20 protein-coding genes and 1 pseudogene are annotated in these 24,019 nt (G+C 42.0%); 8 read left to right on the top strand and 13 right to left on the bottom strand.

All coding sequences use genetic code 11. The features are described 5' to 3' along the window. Positions 1–596 precede the first annotated feature (596 nt). Positions 597–869 carry a GlsB/YeaQ/YmgE family stress response membrane protein gene (locus tag H6G92_RS03530; protein WP_190890831.1) on the bottom strand — a complete coding sequence of 91 codons (273 nt, stop codon included), beginning with the start codon at positions 867–869 and terminating at the stop codon, positions 597–599. A gap of 496 nt (positions 870–1,365) precedes the next feature. Between H6G92_RS03530 and H6G92_RS03535 the strand changes: the two genes are divergently transcribed. The 3 genes from H6G92_RS03535 to H6G92_RS03545 all read left to right on the top strand — a co-directional run bounded on the left by H6G92_RS03535 (position 1,366) and on the right by H6G92_RS03545 (position 3,662). Continuing rightward, entirely contained in the window at positions 1,366–1,998 is a 633-nt protein-coding gene (locus H6G92_RS03535; protein WP_190890833.1) for a bifunctional 4-hydroxy-2-oxoglutarate aldolase/2-dehydro-3-deoxy-phosphogluconate aldolase, read from the top strand. Positions 1,999–2,111: 113 nt separating this feature from the next. Then, positions 2,112–2,627: a L,D-transpeptidase gene (locus H6G92_RS03540; RefSeq protein WP_190890835.1), complete on the top strand. Its 516-nt coding sequence runs from the start codon at positions 2,112–2,114 to the stop codon at positions 2,625–2,627. A gap of 495 nt (positions 2,628–3,122) precedes the next feature. Continuing rightward, complete coding sequence (locus H6G92_RS03545) at positions 3,123–3,662, top strand: L,D-transpeptidase (RefSeq protein ID WP_190890837.1); 540 nt, start codon at positions 3,123–3,125, stop codon at positions 3,660–3,662. Between the two features lie 240 nt (positions 3,663–3,902). On the opposite strand, the gene H6G92_RS03550 is transcribed toward H6G92_RS03545, so the two are convergent. From H6G92_RS03550 to H6G92_RS03600, 11 genes are all read right to left on the bottom strand, one after another. Next, a complete protein-coding gene (locus H6G92_RS03550) occupies positions 3,903–4,745 on the bottom strand; it encodes a nitrate ABC transporter ATP-binding protein (protein ID WP_190890839.1) in 843 nt (280 codons plus the stop codon). A 31-nt stretch (positions 4,746–4,776) separates the two neighbouring features. Then, positions 4,777–6,780 carry an ABC transporter ATP-binding/substrate-binding protein gene (locus H6G92_RS03555; protein ID WP_190890841.1) on the bottom strand — a complete coding sequence of 668 codons (2,004 nt, stop codon included), beginning with the start codon at positions 6,778–6,780 and terminating at the stop codon, positions 4,777–4,779. A gap of 101 nt (positions 6,781–6,881) precedes the next feature. Beyond that, positions 6,882–7,721 (bottom strand): nitrate ABC transporter permease, encoded by an 840-nt coding sequence (gene ntrB, locus H6G92_RS03560; RefSeq protein WP_190890843.1) that lies wholly within the window; start codon positions 7,719–7,721, stop codon positions 6,882–6,884. A 33-nt stretch (positions 7,722–7,754) separates the two neighbouring features. Then, positions 7,755–9,137, bottom strand: coding sequence for a CmpA/NrtA family ABC transporter substrate-binding protein (locus tag H6G92_RS03565; protein ID WP_190890845.1), 1,383 nt, complete (start codon positions 9,135–9,137; stop codon positions 7,755–7,757). A gap of 993 nt (positions 9,138–10,130) precedes the next feature. Beyond that, positions 10,131–11,729, bottom strand: coding sequence for an Hsp70 family protein (locus H6G92_RS03570; RefSeq protein WP_190890847.1), 1,599 nt, complete (start codon positions 11,727–11,729; stop codon positions 10,131–10,133). A 197-nt stretch (positions 11,730–11,926) separates the two neighbouring features. Continuing rightward, positions 11,927–12,166, bottom strand: coding sequence for a hypothetical protein (locus H6G92_RS03575; protein WP_190891458.1), 240 nt, complete (start codon positions 12,164–12,166; stop codon positions 11,927–11,929). Between the two features lie 438 nt (positions 12,167–12,604). After that, positions 12,605–13,588: a polysaccharide deacetylase family protein gene (locus H6G92_RS03580; protein WP_190890849.1), complete on the bottom strand. Its 984-nt coding sequence runs from the start codon at positions 13,586–13,588 to the stop codon at positions 12,605–12,607. 501 nt (positions 13,589–14,089) lie between these two features. Beyond that, complete coding sequence (locus tag H6G92_RS03585; protein ID WP_190890851.1) at positions 14,090–14,974, bottom strand: aspartoacylase; 885 nt, start codon at positions 14,972–14,974, stop codon at positions 14,090–14,092. Between the two features lie 52 nt (positions 14,975–15,026). Further along, positions 15,027–16,082, bottom strand: coding sequence for a glutathione S-transferase family protein (locus H6G92_RS03590; protein ID WP_190890853.1), 1,056 nt, complete (start codon positions 16,080–16,082; stop codon positions 15,027–15,029). A gap of 79 nt (positions 16,083–16,161) precedes the next feature. After that, positions 16,162–17,082 carry a ribokinase gene (gene rbsK, locus H6G92_RS03595; protein WP_190890856.1) on the bottom strand — a complete coding sequence of 307 codons (921 nt, stop codon included), beginning with the start codon at positions 17,080–17,082 and terminating at the stop codon, positions 16,162–16,164. A gap of 311 nt (positions 17,083–17,393) precedes the next feature. Then, positions 17,394–19,076, bottom strand: coding sequence for a SulP family inorganic anion transporter (locus H6G92_RS03600; RefSeq protein ID WP_190890858.1), 1,683 nt, complete (start codon positions 19,074–19,076; stop codon positions 17,394–17,396). 162 nt (positions 19,077–19,238) lie between these two features. On the opposite strand from H6G92_RS03600, the pseudogene H6G92_RS39175 reads away from it, so the two are divergent. From H6G92_RS39175 to H6G92_RS03610, 3 genes and pseudogenes are all read left to right on the top strand, one after another. Next, a pseudogene (locus H6G92_RS39175) lies at positions 19,239–19,493 on the top strand (ABC transporter); the annotation flags it as partial. 89 nt (positions 19,494–19,582) lie between these two features. Further along, complete coding sequence (ccmS, locus tag H6G92_RS03605; RefSeq protein WP_190890860.1) at positions 19,583–20,011, top strand: beta-carboxysome assembly chaperone CcmS; 429 nt, start codon at positions 19,583–19,585, stop codon at positions 20,009–20,011. A gap of 133 nt (positions 20,012–20,144) precedes the next feature. Next, positions 20,145–20,738: an acyltransferase gene (locus H6G92_RS03610; protein WP_190890862.1), complete on the top strand. Its 594-nt coding sequence runs from the start codon at positions 20,145–20,147 to the stop codon at positions 20,736–20,738. A 90-nt stretch (positions 20,739–20,828) separates the two neighbouring features. On the opposite strand, the gene H6G92_RS03615 is transcribed toward H6G92_RS03610, so the two are convergent. Next, the gene (locus H6G92_RS03615) at positions 20,829–22,211 is read right to left on the bottom strand and encodes a cytochrome P450 (RefSeq protein WP_190891460.1); all 1,383 of its coding nucleotides are present in this window, start codon (positions 22,209–22,211) and stop codon (positions 20,829–20,831) included. Positions 22,212–22,414: 203 nt separating this feature from the next. Here H6G92_RS03615 and H6G92_RS03620 point away from each other — a divergent pair, with 203 nt between their 5' ends. Both H6G92_RS03620 and H6G92_RS03625 read left to right on the top strand, forming a co-directional pair. Beyond that, on the top strand, positions 22,415–23,047 hold the full coding sequence (locus H6G92_RS03620; RefSeq protein ID WP_190890864.1) for a ParA family protein: 633 nt from the start codon (positions 22,415–22,417) through the stop codon (positions 23,045–23,047). Between the two features lie 2 nt (positions 23,048–23,049). Beyond that, positions 23,050–23,673, top strand: a complete 624-nt coding sequence (locus H6G92_RS03625; protein ID WP_190890866.1) for a hypothetical protein — start codon at positions 23,050–23,052, stop codon at positions 23,671–23,673. The last annotated feature ends 346 nt before the right edge of the window (positions 23,674–24,019 follow it).

Genomic DNA, 24,019 nt, shown 5'->3' on the forward strand with positions numbered 1-24,019 from the left:
GAATTCAATTCTTTCTGCCTTAATCTCAAGGTAATGAGTCTGGATAAATTATTCTGCCAACAGTGCAACTCAAACTTCCTTGGCTCATAATACAAAAATTCCCAACGTGACGATATACAGAGAGAGAATGGTAAAATTGTTTATTGCGTTAAACGAACCTCTAACGCTCCATGCATCATGTTAGTCTATTGCGGTGCGTTACGCTATCGCTAACACACCCTACGATTAATTGATATTTTTCTATTGGAAGTTTCTTAACAGCGATCGCACGATACCCCTCTTCTGTCACTCTCCGAAAACTATTGCCATTTCTGAATTCTAGAGCTTTTGTATAGCAGGCGTTTGCGCGATTATTTTCTAATAACAAATACAAGACCAACTTTTTTCTAATAGTATAGCTTGTATTGATTGCCTCATCGGGCTTCTAGCGATCGCCCTCCCGGAGAGTGACAAAAGCACGATATACATTAGATTCTTATCAATAATCAAAAAAATAGCACCACCTTTATAACAGGCTGGTACTATTTTTTTGATTTAATTCACAATAGTTAAATGAATTTCCTAAATTCCCCTCATTCATTGTACGCAACTTGCTTTTACACAGCACTGCGACGAGTTAATAAGTTCCACAGGAAAACTGCAACAATTGCACCAAGAACTGCTACTGCAATACCAGGAATACTAAGACTTGGTGCTGCTAAACTTAACGTTCCTGTACTGAAGAATATGCCTAAGCTACCGCCAACAAAAGCACCGATGATTCCTAGTAAGATTGTTCCCAGAATTCCGCCACCTTGATGACCAGGATAGATAGCTTTTGCAATCGCACCAGCAATTAGACCTAAAACAATCCAAGCAAGAATATTCATTGTTATTAATTTGGTAAACGTTTTTTACTCAACGAATACATATTACCAATCTTAATCTTTTGATTCCATCTATCATCAGAATTAATCATTAATATCCATAAGGAATAGTTTAATTGCAACTAGGTTTTTTCATATGTGGCCCCATTGAGTTAGATAATTAATAAAAAAAAGCTCCTAGTAGGTCTTCAACTAGGGGCTTATCAAACTATTGCTTGGTAATTGCAGTATATGCATTTTTAATTAGCTCTCTCCTCTACTAGAAGAATTAAGCTGAGTTTTCAAAGACTGTCTCTAAAGTAATGTAACGGTAACTGGACAGACTTTTTGTTGTTTATATGCAAAATCTCATAACTTGATACAAGAAGCAAGTTTAAGAGCCGATCGCTGCTACTATGTCACGCTTGTATTGGGGAATAGGGACTGGTGAGTGGGAAAATTTGCTTGATATTAGCCCAATCCATCATCCCTAATCCCCCATCCCTAATTCCCAGTCAAAATGCTTAATCAAATTTGGTTATCACAATTGCAAAAACATCGTGCGATCGCAGTCATCCGCGCCTCTAAAATCGAAGCGGGACAGCAAATGGCAATGGCTGTAGCATCTGGGGGAATGCAGTTAATTGAGATTACCTGGAATAGCTCACGCGCTGGGGAATTGATCAGTCAACTACGCTCAGAATTACCAGCCTGTACTATTGGCACTGGTACGCTATTCAATGTGCAACAGCTACAAGAAGCGATCGCATCTGGGGCGCAATTCCTCTTCACACCCCACGTTGACCCCGCAATGATTCAAGCAGCACAAGAAAAAGATGTGCCCATTATCCCAGGAGCGCTGACTCCTACAGAAATTGTTACCGCCTGGAATCAGGGTGCTAGTTGTGTAAAAGTGTTTCCCGTGCAAGCAGTGGGAGGAGCTGAGTATATCAAAAGTTTGCAAGGGCCGCTGGGTCAGATTCCCTTAATTCCTACTGGTGGCGTGACTCTCGAAAATGCTAAAGAATTTTTGCAAGCGGGAGCGATCGCTGTCGGTTTGAGCGGTGAATTATTTCCCACAAAGCTTGTCACAGAGGGAAATTGGGAAGCGATCGCATCTGGGGCAAGAAAGCTGATACAACAGTTAGGTTAACTTAGAATCAAATCATCAAAAATTCACGTCTATTAAAGTAATAGATAGGGAAATAAAGGTGAAAACTGATAAGTTTCTCAAGGCTTCATGATTTAAGTGTGAGTGTATCTAAAATGAACAAACTGATTAATCCTGACTGGGTGCGTCGCTTACAAATACTCCTCAGTGGTACAGCACTGTCCTTAAGTGTTTTTACTACTACTGGAACGAGTGAAGTTTGGGCGAATTCTAAAAATCAAGTAATTGCACAAACAATCCAGACATTACAAAAATCGGAGAAGCGCTGGATTCAAATTGATCTTTCAAAGCAACGGTTAATAGCTTGGGAAGGTGACAGAGTGGTTTATGGAAGTGCTATTTCCTCTGGCAAAAAGTCTACTCCCACTCTTATTGGTACTTTTAATATTCAATCCAAGCTCAAAACTACACGGATGCGGGGAAGCGGCTACGACGTTCCCAACGTTCCTCATGCGATGTTTTACCAAGGTAATTACGGTATTCACGGAGCTTACTGGCATAAAAGGTTTGGCACTCCAGTCAGCCATGGCTGTGTGAATCTCGCGCCTAAACATGCTAAATGGCTATTCGAGTGGGCATCAGTAGGGACACCAGTAGTCATCCAGAAATAGTAGTTGAAGCAACCAAAAGGCAATTTAGACAAAATCATTAATAACAACAAATCAAGACAATTGGGTGATTCCCAGCAATATTTTATGCTGGGAATCTTCGGAGTCGGAATTACTGAATTTGAAATAAAATATAGAAGAGGGCATTTAACGATTTGCCCGACAAAATAAGCGTAAATCCTGACAATTAGTATGTGAAATCAAAAATGCAAATATAAATTTGGGGAAGTTTGTATTTAGGCATTTAAATGACAGATTTTTTGTAAAGGTGTCTTTTGTCATTAGTCATTGGTCATTAGTTGAACTCATCATTTAATCAAAGACAAATGACAAATGTGCAAATTGGATGCAGATTAGCTTAGGACTTGTTTTGAAAAGCATTAGCGGATGAATTGCGTGAATCCTTGACAGGAAGCGAGTAGTCGATCTGGAAATTTCTAGTTTTCCAGAAAATTACTTCACTTCATAATTTTTGCGTAGTTTAGAAGGTGAGGCATAATGCAATCTTGGATTCGCAGTGGTAAAATTCGTTCTTCAGGAACTTTTTGTACAGGCGTGGCCCTGATGGTGACAACTTTATTTTCTTGGTCATCACCTTTAGCAGGTACACCCAACTTTACTACAGCAACAGCCGCGTCAGTTAATGAAAACAGCATCACTGCATCTAATATTAGGCAAACATCCCAACCTCGCTGGATCGAAATTGACTTGTCAGAGCAACGCTTACGTGCATGGGAAGGTAAAAGGCTTGTTTATTCATACCGCATTTCTGGAGGCAAGCGATCAACCCCTACACCCATAGGTAGATTTCGGATTAATTCTAAGTATCGCACTCACCGGATGCGAGGCAGGGGCTACAATATTCCTGACGTTCCTTACACAATGTATTTCTACAGAGGCTACGCTATCCACGGCGCTTACTGGCATAATCGTTTTGGGACTCCAGTTAGCCACGGTTGCGTAAATTTACCTGTTAAGCAAGCTCGTAATCTTTACAACTGGGCTAGGAATGGAACTTTAGTAGTGGTACGGAAATAATTCGTAATTCGTAATTAAGAGTTGCAATTCTGGCTGTAATGTACGGACGGGTGCGTTCACTGTCAACTTAAGCTAAAAGCCTTTTCAAATCTCGTTTCCAGCAGCTCCTGGCGGCAGCCCCAACGATGGGTATTCCCAGCCGGAGACTGGGAACGAGGTAAGAGATAATCTTTAAAAGCTGGTTTTAGACTGGCTTTCACGTTAAGTTGACACCAATAACATCTGTACGCCCCAGGTATATTAACCTACATCATCATGGGCAAAGCGATTAAACAAGAAGTCTAACGCATAGTTACGGAGTTGGTAATATTGAGGATCTTCCATGATGCGAGCGCGATCGCGTGGTCTTGCAAAGGGAATTTCCATCACTTCCCCAATTTTCGCATGAGGCCCATTAGTCATCATCACCAATTTATCTGCCAAAAATAGCGCCTCATCAATATCATGGGTAATCATCAGCACAGTACAACGATTATCACCCCAGATTTTCAGCAATTCTTCCTGTAATTCTTCCTTGGTAATCGCATCTAGCGCCCCAAAAGGTTCATCTAAAATCAGCACTTTCGGACGAATAGCCAAAGCACGGGCGATCGAAACCCGCTGTCTCATCCCCCCAGACATTTGCATGGGCTTCTTTTCCATTGCGTCACCTAATCCCACCATCGCCAAATGTTCCCGGACAATTGCCCGTTTTTCTGCTTCTGGCTTGGTGGGGTAAACTGCATTTACAGCCAGATAAATATTTTCAAACGCAGTCCGCCAAGGTAACAAGGCATAGTTTTGAAACACAACCATTCTATCTGGGCCAGGCTTGGTAATTGGTTCTCCTTCTAGTAGCACTTGTCCAGATGTGGGAAAGTTAAAACCAGAAACCATATTTAACAGCGTCGATTTACCGCAGCCAGAGTGGCCGATAACGCAAAGAAATTCACCTTGTTCAACGTTGAGGTTCACACCATCAAGGACGGTAAATGGTCCTTTCTTGGTGGGATAGACTTTAGAAACGTCCTTAATTTCTAGGAAGGGCTGACGGCTAATTGTGCTTGTAGCGGTGTTGGTAGTTCTTAAGTTGCGGTTTTGCATTTTGAATTATGAATTATGAGTTTTGAATTGATTAAGCTGCTGTTCTTCTGGGTGCATCTAGAACAACTTCGGCAATGGAAAAATCGCGTTTAATTTCTAACCCGTTAAGATAGCTAATTGGATCGTCGGCGTTGAAGGGTTTACCATCAAATAGTTGAATAGGTTGCCGGGTGTAACTAATATCTAAACCCAATTCTCTAGCAGCGGTACTGAAAACACGAACTCGACAAACTCGTTCAACAATTTCTACCCAATTTCTGGGGAAAGGAGTGTCACCCCAACGCGCCAATTGAGTCATAATCCAAATTTGTTCAGTCCGACTGGGACGGTTAATGGCAGACTCAGAATAAAATTGGTGATGGGCATACTCGCGCATCGGATGGTCTAAGTCACAGGTAGCGCCATTGACATCTTCAATTTGGATATACTGAATATCTGTGCTGACATATTCCCGACTTGCTAAAATTTGCCGAATTTCTTGGGCATTGGCAGGATTTGCACAATATTGGCAAGCTTCTAGTAAGGCTTTGGTTAAAGCAATATGGGTATTAGGATAAGTTTCTGCCCAATCTTCTCGCACACCCAGAACTTTACCGGGGTGCCCTAACCAAACTTCTAAGTCGGTAGCAATGGTAAAGCCTGAACCTTCTACCGCCGCGCGATAATTCCAAGGTTCGCCGACGCAATAACCGTCAATGGTTGCACCTTTTAAGTCTACTACCATCTGGGCGGGCGGGATATTTTTCATAGCCACATCATTGTCGGGGTCAATTCCACCTGCTGCTAACCAATAACGTAGCAATAAGTTGTGCATGGATGCAGGATGGACTACGCCCATTCTGTGTTGTTGTTCGCGGGTTTTGAGGAGGTAATTTTTGAAGTCGGATAAGCTGTGTACACCTTGATCGTAAAAGCGTTTGGCTAAGGTGATGGCGTTACCGTTGCGCGTCATAGTCAAAGCGGTGACAACGGGTAAGGGTTCATTTTTATGCCCTCCCAAACTTAACCACATTGGCATTCCTGATGGCATTTGTGCTGCATCTAAATAACCACCTGTCATCCCATCCACAATTCCCCGCCAACTGCTTTCTCGGACTAAGTTGACTTCATCTAAGCCATGTTTGACGAAAAAGCCTTTTTCTTTGGCTATAGCGAGGGGGGCGCAAGCGGTCAGAGGTAAGAAGCCAATATCTAAATTAACTTTTTCTAACCCATGACGAGCGATCGCGGTGGTTTTTCTCGCCCGAATTTTTTTGATGCGTTTTTGTTGGTTGAGGAAGTAAATCATTTCACTCCGCAAGCTGTAGTAACTGGGATGTTCTACTACTTCCATGCGTTTGCGGGGTCTGGGAATATCGACTTCTAAAATGTCACCAATTTTCGATTGTGGCCCGTTGGTTAACATCACAATTCTGTCAGATAACAACACGGCTTCGTCTACGTCGTGTGTCACCATCACGGCGGTAACTTGATTTTCTTCGCAAATTTGCATTAATTGTTCTTGCAAGTTACCGCGAGTCAGCGCGTCTAATGCACCGAAGGGTTCGTCTAATAGTAGTAGTTTAGGACGAATCGCTAAAGCGCGAGCGATCGCTACCCGTTGTTTTTGTCCACCCGATAACATTCCCGGTTGTTTGTCTGCATGGGGACGCAAACCCACCATATCTATATGTTTTTCGACTATGGCTTTGCGTTCGGCTGCTGGCATTCCATTTAAGACTGAATCTACAGCTAAGGCAATATTTTCTCTGACTGTCCGCCAAGGTAAGAGAGAATAATTTTGGAAAACCACCATTCTATCGGGGCCTGGTTTGGTGATTCTTTGTCCTTCCAAAGTCACAAGACCTTCTGTTGGTAAATCCAACCCGGCAATCATATTTAAAAGAGTGGATTTCCCGCAACCGGAGTGACCGATAAGAGAAACAAATTCGCCTTTTCTAATTTGTAAGTCAATACCTTTGAGGGCAATATATTGTCCACCACCGCTTAATTCAAAAACTTTATCAATTCGGTCAACTGCAACAAATATAGACATAGGTTTCAATTCAAGATTCAAAATCAAAATTCAAAGTTCAAAATTAAATATTGGGGATGGTTGATTGCTAATAGTTTGACCAGTCCCCAGCCCCCCGATTCCTACTTTTGTTCAGTAGGTAAAATCCAGTTTTGTAGCGCAGCCATTAGTTTATCTAGTATTAGACCAACAACACCGATATAAACTAGAGCTAAAATAACTTCGCTGACGTTGTTATTTTGATAAGCATCCCAGATAAAAAAGCCAATTCCCACAATACCGGACATGACGATTTCTGCTGCGATAATTGCTAACCAAGCCAAACCAATGGCAATTCTTAAACCAGTAAAAATGTAGGGTAGTGCTGAGGGAATCAGAATGTTGAGAAAGTATTCTTTGCGGCTTAATTGCAGAACTTTGGCAACGTTGTTGTAATCTTGGGGGATTTGAGTTACACCCACCGCAGTATTAATTAGAATCGGCCAAATTGCAGTGATGAAAATCACGAATAACGCTGCTGGTTCGTTTTGGCGTAAAGCTGCTAAGGAAATAGGAACCCAAGCTAAAGGCGGTACAGTTCTTAGTAACTGAAACAAAGGATCTAAAGCCTTAGACATGGTTTTATTCACACCAATCAAAACGCCCAAGCCAATACCAACAATTGCCGCTAAGGTATAACTAATAGCAACCCGCTGGAGACTAGCAAGAATCTGCCAAAAAAGACCTTTGTCAGTTCCTCCTTTGTCATAGAAGGGATACAAAATCAAGATCCAGGTGTCTTGAATAACTTGGATTGGCCCAGGTAATGTAGCACCTGGAGTCCAAGAAAATAATTGCCAAATAACTAGGAAGATAAGTAACGCAGTCGCAGGAGGAAGAAGATTAGGAAATTGCTTTTGCAAACTTGATAAAAAGCTATTATCAAATTTAGGACTTGTGGGACGTTTTTGGGCTAAGGTCATGGATGTTTCCTCAAATTTATGAATGGCTAATGATTAAACGCTGGCTTTTTTGATTTTCAGACTCTTGAGATATTCTTCTGGCTTCTCCGGGTCGAATTTCACGCCATCAAAAAATTCTTCCACTCCACGAGATGTACTGGTGGGAATGTCAGCAGCAGGTACTCCTAATTCTTTAGCAGCTTCTTTCCAAATATCTTCGCGATTAACTTTTTTGATTAATTCTTTGGCTTTGGCTGCACCGTTGTCTAGATAATCTTTGGGCAAAAATCCCCAACGCACGTTTTCGGTGATGAACCATAAATCATGACTTTGGTAAGGATAAGAAACACTGCCTTTTTCATCTTTCCAATAATAAGCAGCCATTGATTTATCATCAATTTTGCGACCATCACCCATGTCATATTTACCTTGGAATGGGTCAGCAAGAACTTCTGGTGAAGATAAGCCAAAATATTTTTTAACAGCAAGAATTTGCGCTGCTTCTTTACGGTTTTCAAACTTATCTAACCATTGCTGGGCTTCCATGATGCCTTTGAGTAAAGCTTTTGTGGCTTTGGGATTTTGGTCAACCCAATCACCTCTCATAGCAAAATATTCTTCGGGGTGATTTTTCCAAATTTCGGCGGTTAATGCAGCCATGAAGCCAATTTTGTCGTTGACGAGGCGAAATGGCCAGGGGTCGCCGGTGCTAAAAGCATCCATTGTGCCGGTTTTCATGTTGGCGACGGTTTGCGCCGCCGGTACGGTCAGCAATTTGACATCTGCATCTGGGTCGATTCCACTTGCTGCTAACCAGTAACGAATCCACAAGTCTTGGTTAACGTGGGGGAAGGTAAAGGCGGCGGTGAAGGGTGTGGAAGATTTGAGTTGCGCTAATAAAGGTTTAGCAGTATCGAGTTTTAAGCTAATACCTTTGTCTAAATGCTTGTTGGCGATCGCAATTCCGTTACCATGTGTAATTAACTGCGCCAACACATACATCGGAATTGGTTGATTACCCTTGGTAATTTTACCTTCTGTAATTAAGTGTGGCATGGGCATTTGCCATTGACCGCCATCAATACCACCTCCAGCAGAACCAATTTCTACGTTATCTCTTGCTGACCCCCACGAAGCTTGCTTAGAAAGTTCTATATCTGTCATTCCATACTTGGCAAAAAAGCCTTTTTCTTTAGCAATAATTAGCGGTGCAGATTCAACAATGGGGATATATCCAAGTTTGGCTTTTGTGGTTTCTGGTTTTTGTTCTGGGCTAATATTAACTACTGCTTGAACGGACGATGTTGTAGAAGCGCCAGCATTACCACCAGGTTCAGGTGGATTTCCTAAACAACCTTTCAGGAATACAGCACTTGCTGACGCTGCGGCTGTGGCAATAAATTTACGGCGAGAAACTTGATTAAAAAATTCTGTCATAAAATCTCCTTAACTAAAAATTTTATTTTTTAACCATGAAGAATCAGGCAAGATAACAACGTGTTTTCTCGCTCTTTAACTAGAAATTATCCATTTCTATCTAGGTATTAAAAATCAGCCATTTTTCTGCAAAAAAGGCTTGCTTGTATACCTGGAACCCTGGTTTAATTTCTTGACGTGGTGTGACGAAGGGACATCACTTAACTAATTGAAATTAGTTTACAGGTTTTTTTGTGAAAGTTGTCAAATATGAAGAGGAATTATTAAATAAATATTAGATTAGACATATAAGTAAAAACTTATATATCTTCTTAAATTATGCCTGACTTCTCTACTCTATAGATTGAGATTTATGATAACCATTATATTTAAATTATGGTTATGTCTTTTTTGACTTAATTAATTAGTACAAGCAAGGAATTCATATATTTGATGTAATGATAACTATCAGATATAGGAATCCGCTTTGATTTGGAGAATTTATTTGCGTGTTGCGCGTTCGCGTTGGCGTTCGCGCAGCGCGTCGTAGACAAGCCTCTCGTAGAGAAGCGTCTCGCAGAGAAGCGCAGTGTAAGCGCGATAGGCAGAGGCAAAGAGAAAACAGGCTTTTTGAGTTGTACCTAGCTAAAAATCAAATATGAGCGCAACATCTTGGATGCCGATGGCTGCGGTATCCCACTTTTAAATCCTTTTATAGCGGTTCTCGTTTACGTGAGGTACACCCTATAGGGGCACGGCAGTGCCCATTGGTGTCAACTTAAGCTAAAAGCCTTTTCAAATCTCGTTTCCAGCAAGAGGCTGGAAATGCAACTCAAAAGCGGCTCTGCCGCCAGCAAAGGAGGCGGAGCCTCTAGGACAGCATTCCCAGTCGGAGACTGGGAACAAGACAACGAGACAATATCTAAAAGCTGCTTCTAGGATGGGTTTCACCTTAAGTTGACACGTATGGGCAGTGCCGTGCCCCTACACCTGGCGATATGATGTTGTACTTAATTAACTCAACTGTGCAACAAGTTGATTTTCCAACAGAGTATCATTTGTCAACAAGTCTTCAACGGTGATTCGCAAAAAGCGTTGATCATCAACTTGAAAGAGAATTTTGATGCGATCGCTTCCAGGATATCCGCCTGGTGTCAATTGGGCAATTGTCCTCGCGCCTTCTTGATCGTTGAGGGGTTTGACGCTGGTTTCATTATTGTCCATACGGCGAGTAATTAAGCGATCGCCATCAAAATAAACTTCAGTACTACCCGTATCTGCTCCCAATTCTCCGATAATTAATTCAATACTAGGCTGATTTTCCACTGAAGCGCCTAAAACTAATTCCACTGGCTGACTCATTGGGTATGCCTGTCCAGCTTTAATCAGAGAATGCCATTTGTGACGCTGATTGCGACGATCCCAGTAGCGGATACCATAACTATGATACAAAAAGTCTTTGATTTGCACGCCTTGTGCTAACTGTAATGCACCTTGAGCGATCGCTTCAAAGGGACGTTCACAACGGATTTTTTCTGGTTCAAAATACTGTTTTATCCATGTCTGCACTGCTGGCAATTGTACTGTGCCACCAACTAACAAAACTGCATTAATATCTGGAAGTTCTATTCCTTGCCGTCTTGCTTGCTGCAACAGTGTCGTCATTGACTCATCTAGTAACTCAAAAAATGCATGTTCTTTGAGGATATCTTCAAATGTATCGCGGTTTAATTCCAGTTCATAGCTTTCAAATGTCTCATCATCAAAATAAACTTCACTCGCTTGGTTTTGAGTTGATAGCTGAATTTTCACCCGTTCTGCCAATCTTGTTGTCAACGGACTTACCGCCAACTCTTGAGTTTTGGCAAAGTAATCTACCAACCAATTATCAATATCAGTACCGCCCAAATTTTGCCCAGCTTTCGCCAGGACACGGGCTGTTTTGACTTTTTGTTTTGAATCTTCAGCTAGAGACTTATTACCCCATTTGAGGAGAAATCCGAGCGGCTTTGTGGTTGCTTGCACGCCTTGATCCAGCCGGACAAGGGATAAATCCAAAGTGCCGCCGCCAAAGTCAATCACCAAGAGAATTTCTTGATCTGCCAAGCCATAGCCCAAGGCGGCGGCTGTGGGTTCATCCAACATCCGCACCTGTTCGACAGGCAGAGCTTGACAAACTTTCCCCAACCAGTGACGATAAGCTTCAAAACTGTCTACGGGTACGGTTAATACAAGAGAATCTAAGCCACCTTCCAGGGATGCTAGTTCTTCAATTACTTGGGTGAGGAACCATTGCCCTACTTGTTCAAAGGTGACAATTTGCCCATCTAGTTCGGGTAAAAAACCTTGGATATCTGCACCAATACCCCGCTTAAAGCTGCGAAAAAATCTAGTTTCGCCCTTGAGGTCAAGACCGCGATCGCGTACTTGTTGCCCTACTAAGACTTGATTTTTTGTTGCATCTTCGACATAAACCAAGCTGGGAATCAGTGGCGGATTGAGACTTTGTTTAATTGATAAACCTGGCAGAGTCAGGGTTTCTGGCTGTTGGGTTACAGGGTTCCAACGAGCAATGACTGTGTTGCTAGTACCAAAATCGATTGCGATCGCCATACTTTATATTTATTCTCTCGCACGAAGAGGCCAAAGCTGCTTTATCTGTGATTATTCTCTATATGGCATCAACAATGCAATTGATAAATCTAACGGTCGTTTGGAAAAATTAAGGAGGCGATGCCTACAGCGGGCTACGCCTACGCAAAATAATGATTTAACCTAAAATTAATGGTTTTGGCATGGCTACTCCTAACTCAATCTTCATGTCGTAACTGCCATGCTGCGCCGCAAGCGGCCCCAGCCCCAGCTAACAATCCGGCACTCATTCCTTGAATAGTTTTTTGGATTGGATCTTGAGTTAGACACTCACTTGTAATTTTACTATCTTCCAAGCAGAGATTACTTTCTGCCCAAGCAGCAGTACCTCCTAAAATTACACCAGTTATACTACAGGAAACGACTAGCAGCAAAAGACGTTGGGTTTTTCTAACCATAGATAGATGTGTCAAAGATTAGAGATAGTGATTGGCTCTCAATTACTTTACACATTCTTGCTAGCAAATGTCAGCTGGTTTCAAGATAAGTGGCTGCTATTCAAAATTTAGAAAATTGTTAAAAAATCTGATTATAACGGTTCCTATTCAGATGCGGTACAACATCAGTATCGCAAGGTGTAGGCCAACATGCCGTGCCCCTACGGGTGTACCTTATGTAAACGAGAACCACTATATACATGCCATTTTAAAAAAATAACCTCTGGGGAAGGGATATCACCAGAAGTTTTTAATAAAGACATTGGAATAGTGAACTATTTTAAACATAAAATTATTGTTTTTACAACACTATTTCCTCCTTCTCAAAAACAGAACAAAGTTAATTTTGCCTGTAATTAAGGATACAAATTGGACTTCTCAATCGCATAAATCATATTTTCACCTCTTTTGAGGCACTAATACAGGCAGTTGACGGGCATCGGCTACGGATTTGGCGTGTTGTCCAACAGTCAAAACATTAAACTGACTGGATATAAGTTCCAAACTTTTGTTCACTATTGCCAGCTTTTTGTAAGTGGGAACACTCATTCCAGGGAAGAATGATAGTTCTGGTACATCCTCTTGACTTACAAAGTCTGTAGGATGCAGTAGCAAAGAAGGCTGCACATGAGTCAGTTTACATAGCCACAGGGCAATTCGCAGGTAGAGTAACGCCACTTCCGAAGAAAATGTACTCAGATACATGATGTAACTAAAGTGAATTGGCACCTTAAAAATTGGCATGGTGGTAACGGGAATTTCAGTGAGTCTATCCTTACCCATGTGCCACTGATAAGGTTTTAGAGGCTGCAAACCCTCTTTGAAACCGCCAAACAAGGCTTCCCGCTTCTTGCGTTCTTCCTTACTGAGTTTACAAGTCATCAAATAATATGCTCGTGCGATGGGCCCCAAAAATGTGGGAAAAGTCGAAGCATCATATTCGTATCCCCGTCGTGCTAAGACTTTCAATACCGCAGGAGAAAAACTGTATCCAGGCCCCCGGAAGCCGATAGGATGTTGATGAGTGACGCGCTTGATATGTTGTTCGGCTAAGGCTACCTCTTGTTCAATCTCATCCTCTGAATACAAATGTAGCCAAGGATCATGATAAAATGAATGATTGCCAATTTCGTGACCGGCGCTAGCGATCGCTTGTAATGCCTTGGTGTTCTTTTCTAACGCTGCATCCTGGCCCACAATGAATACTGTGATTGTCAAATCCCATTGCTGGAGAATCTCTAAGAAACGAGGGACTGCGATATCCAGGTAAGAGGGGAAAGTCTCCCAACCCGGAGCACCCTGATTTTTTAGATAAGACCAAATATTATCCAAGTCTAAAGAAAGGCTGGCTATTGGTTTGTTTTGTTGTCGCTTGCTTTTCATTATGAGTTCAAGTATTTGGACAATTTTAAACGTAAATATAATGTTAGGTTTGGGCTTTATCGGTCAAGTTTTGTTCTTCGACTCAGGGCTATTTTTATAAGAAATCTCAAGCCATAAGATTTGCAGTTCCTAATTTTCAAATTCAAGAGTGACTTTAAGAGCAGCATTCTGTAAGCGTAGCCCATCGTAGACATAGCTTAGATTGACACTAACAAGTTTCCCATATTTGTCAAATTCTACTGCTCTAAAAGATATTTCCGGTGAATTAGATAATGGGTTTTCAGCGCTTCTTTGCTCTCAACTTGATCGACCCTTCAGACAACTTTTTATCCTGATATTTAATTACTGGTCATCAATATATCATAACAAAGACGCATTTAAACGTATATAAATAAGTTTTAGCGATGGAGCTAGATATATGAAGTTATTGATAATTTAGATGCTCAATTTCTATTCTCACTTCCAATAAAAAGCGATTTTACAAAAAATATTCTTTACATCTTAGATATTGATTTGCTGCCTCTGAGTCAAACACATTGCAATTCCCTTTTCATAGTAAGCTGCCTCATTAATGAAAATCGGCCAAACGGTAGATACTCCCTCATAAATAATTGTTTTATTATCAAAGGTTATAAAAATTGGATCTCCTGGGTTTAAGGCTTGATAATCCTTGTCCTGAAGCTCTGGATGAATCATTCCAAAGATTGTCCCATCCGGTTTTTTGGGATAGTCCACAACTGATAAGTGCTCATAGAAAATCAATGTTTCGTTATTTGATAGAATTTCACCCTGGTTAAACTGTTCTAGATAGTCGAGAATCGCATAAACAAGTTCCTCTGTTTGTTGGAACAGCGTTGCTTTTAAGAGTCCTTGGGCAATAGGGCCAACCTCGATCGCAAAGCCTAATTCGCACAGGGAATTTACAAATGGGTTTTGTTCAATTGATTTAAAAGAGCAGCGATAAACCCTAACCAAAGGATTAATCTGGGTTAGATAAGCAGCCAATTTCAAGTTTAAAGGATGACTATTTACCAAAATAATTGTCAAACCCATATTAGCTGTAGTACTATGCAAGTCTAAGATAAAATCTGCTTGGTTATCTCTGTTTAATACTAGGGTGTTCTGAATTGATTTAGCTTGCAATTCTTCGTAACTGTTTAAAGTCGGATCTTGTAAATCTTGCTTGAGAAAACAGCGATTTAAATCTTTCTCTACATATCGCCTCCCTGCTGCAAAAGCATTAGGATTTGCTAACAGGGTGACTGTTTTAAAACTTGGTCTATTAATTAAATCGGGAAACTGGGCAAATTTTTGGGTTAAGTAGGCCCCGGTAAATTCATTGCCATGAGTTCCACCGACAATTGCAACTCGATTAATCTGGTTCACAATTACATCTACTCCAGAATGAAGCCATCGAGGTATCAGTTCTCAATGTACCTTATGAAGCATTCACTGTGCTGATGCGATCGCGCCCATGTGGTTGATAAAGATAAGACATATCAGGGCCATTGGGAATTATCCCGCCCGGATTGAGTGGGAATAGGTTCCCGTAGTAGTCCCGCTTCACACTTTCTACATCGCAGGTGTCAGCTACACCAGGAAGCTGATATAAATCACGTAAGTAAGCTCCCAGGTTTTGATAGTCTCGAATTCGCTGCCTATTGCACTTAAACAACCCATAGTAGGCACTATCAAACCGAAATAACGTTGTAAATAAACGGACATCTGCGAGTGTGAGATTGTCCCCACACAGATATCGACTAGTTTGCAATGCAATGTCAATCTCATCAAGAGTTGCAAACAGTTCGTTGCAAGCTTGATTGTATGCTTCTTGGCTTTGGGCAAAGCCGCAGCGATACACACCGTTATTTACTGCGTGATAAATCTTCTCATTCCACCAGTCAATTTTTTCTTTAAGTGCTTCTGGGTAAAGATTCAGGGTGGGATTGTTGGCGAACTCGTTAAACTCAGAGTTCAGCATGACGATAATCTCTGAACTCTCATTGTTGACGATAGTTTTAGTTTGGTTATCCCATAAAATTGGAACTGTAGAGCGTCCACTGTAACCAGGTTGTGCCAGCTGATAAAATTCAGCCAGTGTGCGACAACCTTCTTCTTCCTCGTTGAATATCCAACCGCCTTCAATGGGAGAAGGAGAGACGATACATACTGATATTACCGCTTCGAGTTTTTTGAGCGATCGCACAACTAGGGTTCGGTGCGCCCAAGGACAGCCCAGCCCAACATAGAGTTTGTAGCGTCCCGCTGCTGGTGGGTGGGGATTTCCCTCTTCTTTACCGATGAACTTCCGAAACTGGCTATTAGGACGAATATACGCTCCCGACTGATTACTAGGAGCAAGCTTTGACATCATAATCTTCCACATAGTCGTCCAGACAAACTTTCCCAGCCAGATAATCAGCTTGGGAGGTAGTGTTCTGCCCTTTTTCTTGGGAAGATTTTTCTCGTCATCCATTGGAGTTGAGTTGCTCATGGTGACAATCTTGTTTTGGGAGTTCTTTAAGCTAATCGTATCAAATTTGCGTAGGCGTAGCCCGTCGTAAACATCGCAGCTAAAACCTTTCCCTCAGAAAGGCATCAAATGTAAACCTATCTGGTAGCGAAGTTTGTGCCCCTGCTTTTGTTGTCGCCAAAGCACCGGCTGCTGCACCCCAAACAACTGCTTGATGTAAAGAAAGTCCTTCAAAAAGTGCCGCCGTTAAGCCACCATTAAAAGCATCGCCAGCAGCTACAGTGTCAACTGCATGAACTGAAAACGCGGGTACAAAAAACTTCTCCTCAGCAGTGGCACAAAAAACACCTTTAGCACCCAGTTTGACGATCGCACATTTCACACCCCGTTGTAATAAAACTCCAGCTGCTTTGGCTGCAAGTTCTTCTCCATCCACAGGAAAACCCACTAACTGCGAGGCTTCAACTTCATTCGGTGTAATAATGTCCACTAACGGGTAAAGTTCATCTGGAAAATCAGATTGTGCAGGTGCAGGATCGAGAATTACCCTTGTATTGGTTTTTCTGGCGGCTTTAGCGGCTGCAACCACGGCATTAATTGGAATTTCTAATTGTAAAAGCAGTGCTGTCGCTTCTGGTAATAAATGGGACAATCGCTCGACATCTTCTTGATTGACACACCCATTTGCACCAGGAATGACAATAATTTGATTTTCCCCAGCATGATTTACGGCGATGATGGCGACTCCAGAACTAACAGTCTCATCCACGAAAATATTGTCAATCTGCACACCAGATGATTGCAAATTGTTGACAAGTTCTCCCCCAAAACCGTCTGCACCTACACGCCCCACCATGTGAGTAGGAATTCCCAATTTTGCTAATGCTACGGCTTGATTAGCTCCTTTACCTCCCGAAACTTTAAAAAATTTTTCTCCTAGTAACGTTTCTCCTGCGACTGGTAACCTGGGTGCTGTTGCTACCAAGTCTATATTTATGCTGCCGAAGACGATAATACTCATGATAGGTATTTTTGTTGATCTTAAAGTCATTCAGCCTAATACTACAGGAAGCGATCGCAACGGTTCAAACAACTAAATATCTATCATTAACAATACCTTGTCCTTTAGGAAACGCTACGCAAACGCCAATTTCCGGGTATCTATCTTTTGGCGAAATATAGGAATCATATTTGATTTCTGAAAAAATCTAAGTATTTGTAGGGTGTGTTAGGCGTAAGCCGTAACGCACCAAAGCCTTAAGAATGGTGCGTTACGCTGTCGCTAACGCACCCTACGTATCTTTTCAAAAATCAAATACTAGTCCTATATCGTCATTCATTTAATTCCATCAATTCTTTTGTTTTCAAATCAGCCGCTACAGGTAGAGAACATCCTTGAATCTGAGGAGAGATAGAGCAAATCGCATCTGTCGTTGTTTCAAAACAATTTGATAATCCAATTGTTTTTAACAATCCTGTGCGTTCTAGTAGTTGTTGGACTTCGGGTTGTAAACCTGTGAGAATTAAGCGGCAATTGTGCCGTTCCAAATCGTGGTAAATATCCTCTAAAGCTACTAACCCAGTTGTGTCCATATTTGGTACAAACCGCAACCGAAGAATTAAATACTTCACTTCCGGTTCATCGCGGAGAAAAGTAGCAAACCGTTCAGCAGCACCAAAAAACACAGGGCCATCTACCCGATAAACAGCAATTTCTTTACCTAATTCCAGAGGAGTACCAGGGGGAAATACTTCGGTTTCAGGTATTTTGACTAGGCTTAAATCGCTCATCCGTTTGATAAACAATGCTCCGGCTGCAATCAATCCCACTTCGACAGCGAGAACTAAGTCAAACAAGATTGTTACTAGCCAGGTGAGAATCATCACTGCAAAGTCAGAGTAGGTAGCACGCATCAATAAACCAATGGCTTCCCACTCAATCATCCGCACGCTAACTACCATCAGAATGCCAGCAAGTGCTGCTAAAGGAATCTGTGCAGCTAGGGGTGCTAAAGTTAAAACAATAATGGCTAAGGCAACGCCGTGAATTACTCCAGATAGTCGGGTTTTGCCGCCAGAACGGACATTGACAACAGTCCGAGCGATCGCACCTGTTGCGGGTATGCCACCAAAAAATGGGATAATAATATTTGCTAACCCTTGACCAATTAATTCGCGATCGCTATTGTGTTTTTCGCTCACCGTCATCCCATCAGCCACCACCGCCGACAGCAACGATTCAATACTTCCCAGTGCTGCTAAAGCCAAAGCTGGATTAATCAGTTCCCGAATCACGCTAAAATCATTCCAGTGGGGAATACCTTGGGGCATCGGTAAAGATTGTGGAATGCTGCCAATTGTGGGTACATTCAAATGGAAATAAGAAGCGATCGCTGTTGCCAACACCAACCCCATTAAAGAACCCGGTATTGTAGAATTAATCCTGGGCCACAAAACTGTGGTTGCAATCACCACTATTGCCAACCCAACAGCAGCCAAGTTTAAAGCTTCTACATGAGTGAGACTTTGCCAAAGTCCGGGCAGAAAATGTTCACTACGCGGTAGTTGTAAACCGAAGAAATTATTTAATTGACCACAAAATATAATCACGGCAATACCATTGGTAAAGCCTGCCGTCACTGGATAGGGAATAAACTTCACTAGTTGTCCAAGTTTGGCAACCCCCAAGGCAATTTGGATAATCCCAGCCATCACCCCAGCAATCCAAACTTTCTCAATGCCGTACTTGGCGACAATTCCCACCAAAACCACAGCCATTGCACCTGTTGGCCCTGTAATCTGTACTGACGAACCACCAAAAATTGCCGCTACAATTCCCGCCACAATAGCGGTGTAAAGTCCAGCTTTTGGTTCTACTCCACTTGCCACCGCAAAGGCTAAAGCCAAAGGCAAGGCTACCACGGCTGCTGTCAGCCCTCCCGTAAAATCGCCACGCAGTCCACTAAACAAGCGACTCAGACGCTGTGGTTCTTCGAGAATATCAGATATTGCCATATTCAGTTTTAACTCTTATACACAATTTTTTGATGCATACATAGATGTGGTATGCAGGCAATTCACCATAATACCCGGAACCTCGAAGAGCCTGCGGGCAAAAACTCCTTTATTATAGACATCTCCGAAAACAGTCAATATTATATTGTCATTAGCTTGTAGCGTCCAGTCTTGAAAAATCCGCCCTAGGTTTTAGATGAAGCTACCTCGGCGATGGATAATGAGACAGAAGTGGCAATCCAGCGATCGCGTAGCGTACCGTAGGTAATCGATCATCATCCTTCCACCATGTGCAATGCCGATTGCATTTGTGTCATGGAACATGGGAAATTAGTAGAATCGGGAACCCATGAGCAACTGTTGGAGAAAGATGGCATTTATTCAAGTCTCTGGCGTGTACAATCAGGCTTAAGATAACTTTCATGCCTTCTTTGTCTCTCAATTACGAATTACGTTAGCGTAGCGGTAGCGAGTCCTCGAGCGTCCTTACGAATTACGAATTATTTATGTTTTTTGGTAATAGTCAACCAGAATCAGGTGATACCAAGTGGCGTCGCCAGTTGGATAAGTTTGTCAAAGCAAATCAGCAAGAGTTGGCGGCGCTGTTTTGGGGATTGTGGTTAGCAAATGGTGACAGTCAGGGTACTGTTGGTATTGATTTGCAACCAACGCCGCATTTTGTTTATTGTCCGAAAGAGCAGATAGAGAATTTAAATATTAAAGTTGAAAATCGGCTGCAAGAAATTTTGGGAATTGTCGAGAATCACAAGCCAGAAATGGAAGTTGTGATGATTGGTATTGGTAAGGGCGAAATTAAGTTAATTCAGTTTGCACCGGAACCAGCACCACCGATTTGTTTTGAGCAAGTTGGTAAGGATGTGGATGGGTTATTAGATGTGCTGGAACAGCGGATGAGTGAGGAGATTGTTTTTTAACGCAGAGGAACGCTAAGGAAGAGAAAGAACTCTAATCGGGGAAACCTAGTAAATGCGAAGGGTGCTAAAGTACCCGCGTCGTTTTTCCTCACTGCTTGAAAGCCAGAGGGTTCCTAAACTTCCGTGAGGTTTTATGAAAGAGATCAAAAATAAAATTACAAATAAATTAGAGCAATTATTGGAACAATGGTTAGTGCCTCGTCTGGTAAGCTGGGGAGAATACATAGAAACCAAAATCAGGCGCTACAAGCATCAAGAACTGAAGAGTCAATTAAAATTTTGTGGCTCTGGTCTACGATTTAAACGAGATATTAAAATTGACCATCCGCAAAATGTATCTCTGGGAAACAAAGTCTACATTGGCCCTAATGTTGTATTAGATGGTCGTGGTGGAATCACAATTGGCGATAACACAACTCTTGGTTTTAATGTTGTTATTCTCTCCGCTAACCATGACTATCAAAGTAATGATTTACCCTATGAACATAATGTCTATATTCATAAACCTGTTGTCATTGGCCGCAATGTTTGGATTGGCGGAAATGTCCTAATTATTCCGGGAGTTTCCATTGGAGATGGTGCAATTGTAGCGGCTGGTACGGTTGTAAATACTAATATTGAACCTTTAGCAATTGTTGGAAATCAACCGATGAGAACAATTAAATACCGCGATAAAGAACATTATCAAAAACTCGCCGATAAGCAAGAAAGTCAGGATAATTCGTAATGACGCTCCTACGTCGCTACCGCTACGCTAACGTAATTCGTAATTATTGCGCGATAGTAGGGTGGGTATTTTAACCCCCACCCTACTTGCCTAAACTAGGGCTGGTGTATTTGCACGCTTAACTTGAGGTGTTGCAATCATTCGCATTCCGGGCGGTGCGGCTATAGTTAACCCACGGCGTACAGGGCGCACAGGACGTTTATTCACTAGCGATACTTGAAAATCCGACAAAACAGTTGCCAAGACAATTTTCATTTCATACTGGGCAAATGCCATCCCAATACAGCGACGATTACCGCCACCAAAGGGTAAATATTCGTATGGTGAATATTGTCTTTCTAAAAAGCGTTCTGGTTTGAACTGCTTGGATTGTGGGTAAACTTCTTCCCGATGATGCGCTAAATAAATACTGGGGACTATTGCCGTTCCCTCTCGCAGTTCGTAGCCCATAATTTTAATTGGGGTCTTCACAATCCGCACGAAAGCAGTCATGGCAATTGGGTAAATTCGCAATGTTTCTTGGCACACTGCTGTCAAATAGGGCAATTTAGCTACACTACTCAAATCGGAGTTAACTCCAAGGGTGTTGAGTTCTTGTAGCAATTTCTCCCGCACCTCTGGTAAATGGTCAATCCAGTAAAAAGCCCATGTCAATGCTGAAGCAGTAGTTTCATGTCCCGCAACTAACAACGTCATCAACTCGTCGTGTAATTCTTCATCTGACATCCCTTGACCATCATCATAACGAGCAGCCATCATCAAACTCAGGATATCTTGGCGATTTTGCTCAGATTCTGCCCGACGTTCTCGAAGCAAAGCATAAATAAGTTGATCAATTTTTTGCCGTTGTTGCAAAATCCAACCCCACGGACTCCATGCACCGAAATCTTTTTGCATGAATCTGAGAAAGAAGGCGCTAGACATTACAGGTGAACTGATGAAGTCTAGTAAATCACTTAGCGATCGCCTCAGTTCGTCAAACAGCTCTCCTTCATTTAAACCAAATACAATCCGCAGAATAACACGCAAGGTGATTTCTTGCATCGACTCACGGATATTAAAAGGCTTGCCAATTTGCCATTCATTACTGACCTGTCGGGTTATTTTTTGGATATCCTGACCATAAGCCCGCATCCTTTCGCCATGAAACGGAGGAGCTAGTAGTTGCCGTTGGCGTTGGTGGCGATCGCCATCTGATAACATAAAGGAGCGATCGCCAAGCAAAAATTTTAGTCCTATGTTCCCCCTGCCAGCCTCAAAATGGCTGGAATCAGCAGTAAAAATCTGCTCAAGGGCTTGGGGTTGACTAAAATACACAATATGGTTATCAGACCGACTACTCCTGATCGTGAAAGTGTCACCATAGATTTTGGCAAAATCATCCACATATTTTACAGGCTGACCAATAAACTTGATCATCCGCAACCAGCGCGGCATTTGAGGCCCATCAGGCAGATTGTAAGTTGGTGTCATAGGAGTTTGTGGAGTTGATAGCTTCTGAATTTTATTGTTACGAGTTTTCATGTTATTTAGGGGTACACAAAGCGGTATATTCTTGTAATAGCAATTTAAAAAATGATTTCGACAAATGGAGCGCCCAAACCGATAACCACTAGCTCTTTCATAATCCAAAATCCAAAATCTAAAATGGTATAAGGCCGCATCGGAACCAAGCAGTGCCAAAAATCATCGCTATTCTCAACGGTAAAGGAGGAGTCGGTAAAACGACTACCGCAGTCAATCTGGCTGCAAATTTTGCGAAGAAAAAGAAGGTACTGCTGATTGACGCAGATATTCAAGGTTCTGCCAGTTGGTGGTTTGGGCGCAGTCAGCAGGGAATGGGATTTGATTTATCTCAAGAAACAGATCCCGCACTTTTAGGTGATTTAGGAAAGATAACAGGTTACGATTTAGTAGTGGTGGATACGCCTCCCGCGCTGCGCTCTGAAGCATTAGTGGCGGTAGTTGCGATCGCAGATTATCTAGTTTTGCCTACACCCCCAGCCGCAATGGATTTAGCTATCCTCGTGGAAACAGTCAAGGAAGCCGTCATCCCCGTGGGAACCCTCCATCGGGTACTGCTTACCAAAGTCGATACGCGCAGTATTGGGGAAGCAGTAGAAGCAAAAAACACTCTGACTCGATTAGGTATTCCTACTTGTAATACCTTTATCCGTGCCTATAAGGCTCATGAACGAGCAGCACTTGAGGGTGTAGCGATTAGTCAATGGCGAGGAAGTAATGCACGGGAGGCGGAGTTAGACTACCGCCGTGCAGCTGATGAATTACAGCGTGATTGGAGAAAATAATAATGGCTAGGAAACAAAGTCTCTCTGACTTACTACAAGAAGAGGCGCAAAAATTTACACCCCAAGAAGGTGAATCTGCAATTGAAGTTACAGCAGAAAAAATTGTTGAAGAACAGGCTTCATCTGATGAGGAATCCTCAACACAAACACCTGAGCCAAATTCTACTAAGCGCACAAGCCCAACTAAAGCTGATTTAGAAGCAACTGTTAAAGAGTTGACAACTAATCTAGAAACAAGCCACAAAAAAGAAGCATCTCTTGGACAAGAAATTGCTGATTTGCAATCAAAATTAACTAAACAAAAAACATTAACATCGGAACAAAAAACCCTAGCAGAACAGCTAACAAAAGAACTTGACGCAACCAAAAAAACAGCACTGCAACTAGCAGAAGCGAATTCCAAGCTTATAGAAGAAATTAATGCTTTAAAACAAACGGCAGAAGATAATTCTAAACTTGCTGTAGCTGTAAAAGGAACTAGTGCTATAAAACCCGTAAAAGAACACTACAATCCACTTAACTACAAAAAATCACATCGCTCTTCAGAAACACTAGCTCAAAATCAACCACAAAATCAACCAAATGTGTATCCTGAGAGTTCTAATGAGATGTGGTTACTTGACTAGTACAGCTTGGTCAAAATCCAGTTAACTACGATTAACCAGACTTAACAAGGGGATTTTTCCCCTTGTTAAAGGTAGGCGAACTTCCGCCACAGTATACTAGAGTCAGTCAATCAGATAAAGCCTACTTACTAAGTGATAAACTGCGTTCCCTAAAATTCTGTGAAAGTAACAGTATTAAAGAGAAAAATAGTGGCTCTGACAAAAGCCATTAGCAATATGTCAAAAACTTTACAGATAAGCGTTACAGAAAACTTGTTGAGAGTTGCGCTACCTTGATACTCAACTATACTGTTGTAGCGCGTTCCCGTTTACATCCAACAAATTGCAATAGCTACATCAGATTTCT

It is taken from the genome of Nostoc foliaceum FACHB-393 (genome assembly GCF_014698505.1).
Taxonomy (GTDB): Bacteria; Cyanobacteriota; Cyanobacteriia; order Cyanobacteriales; family Nostocaceae; genus Nostoc; species Nostoc foliaceum_A.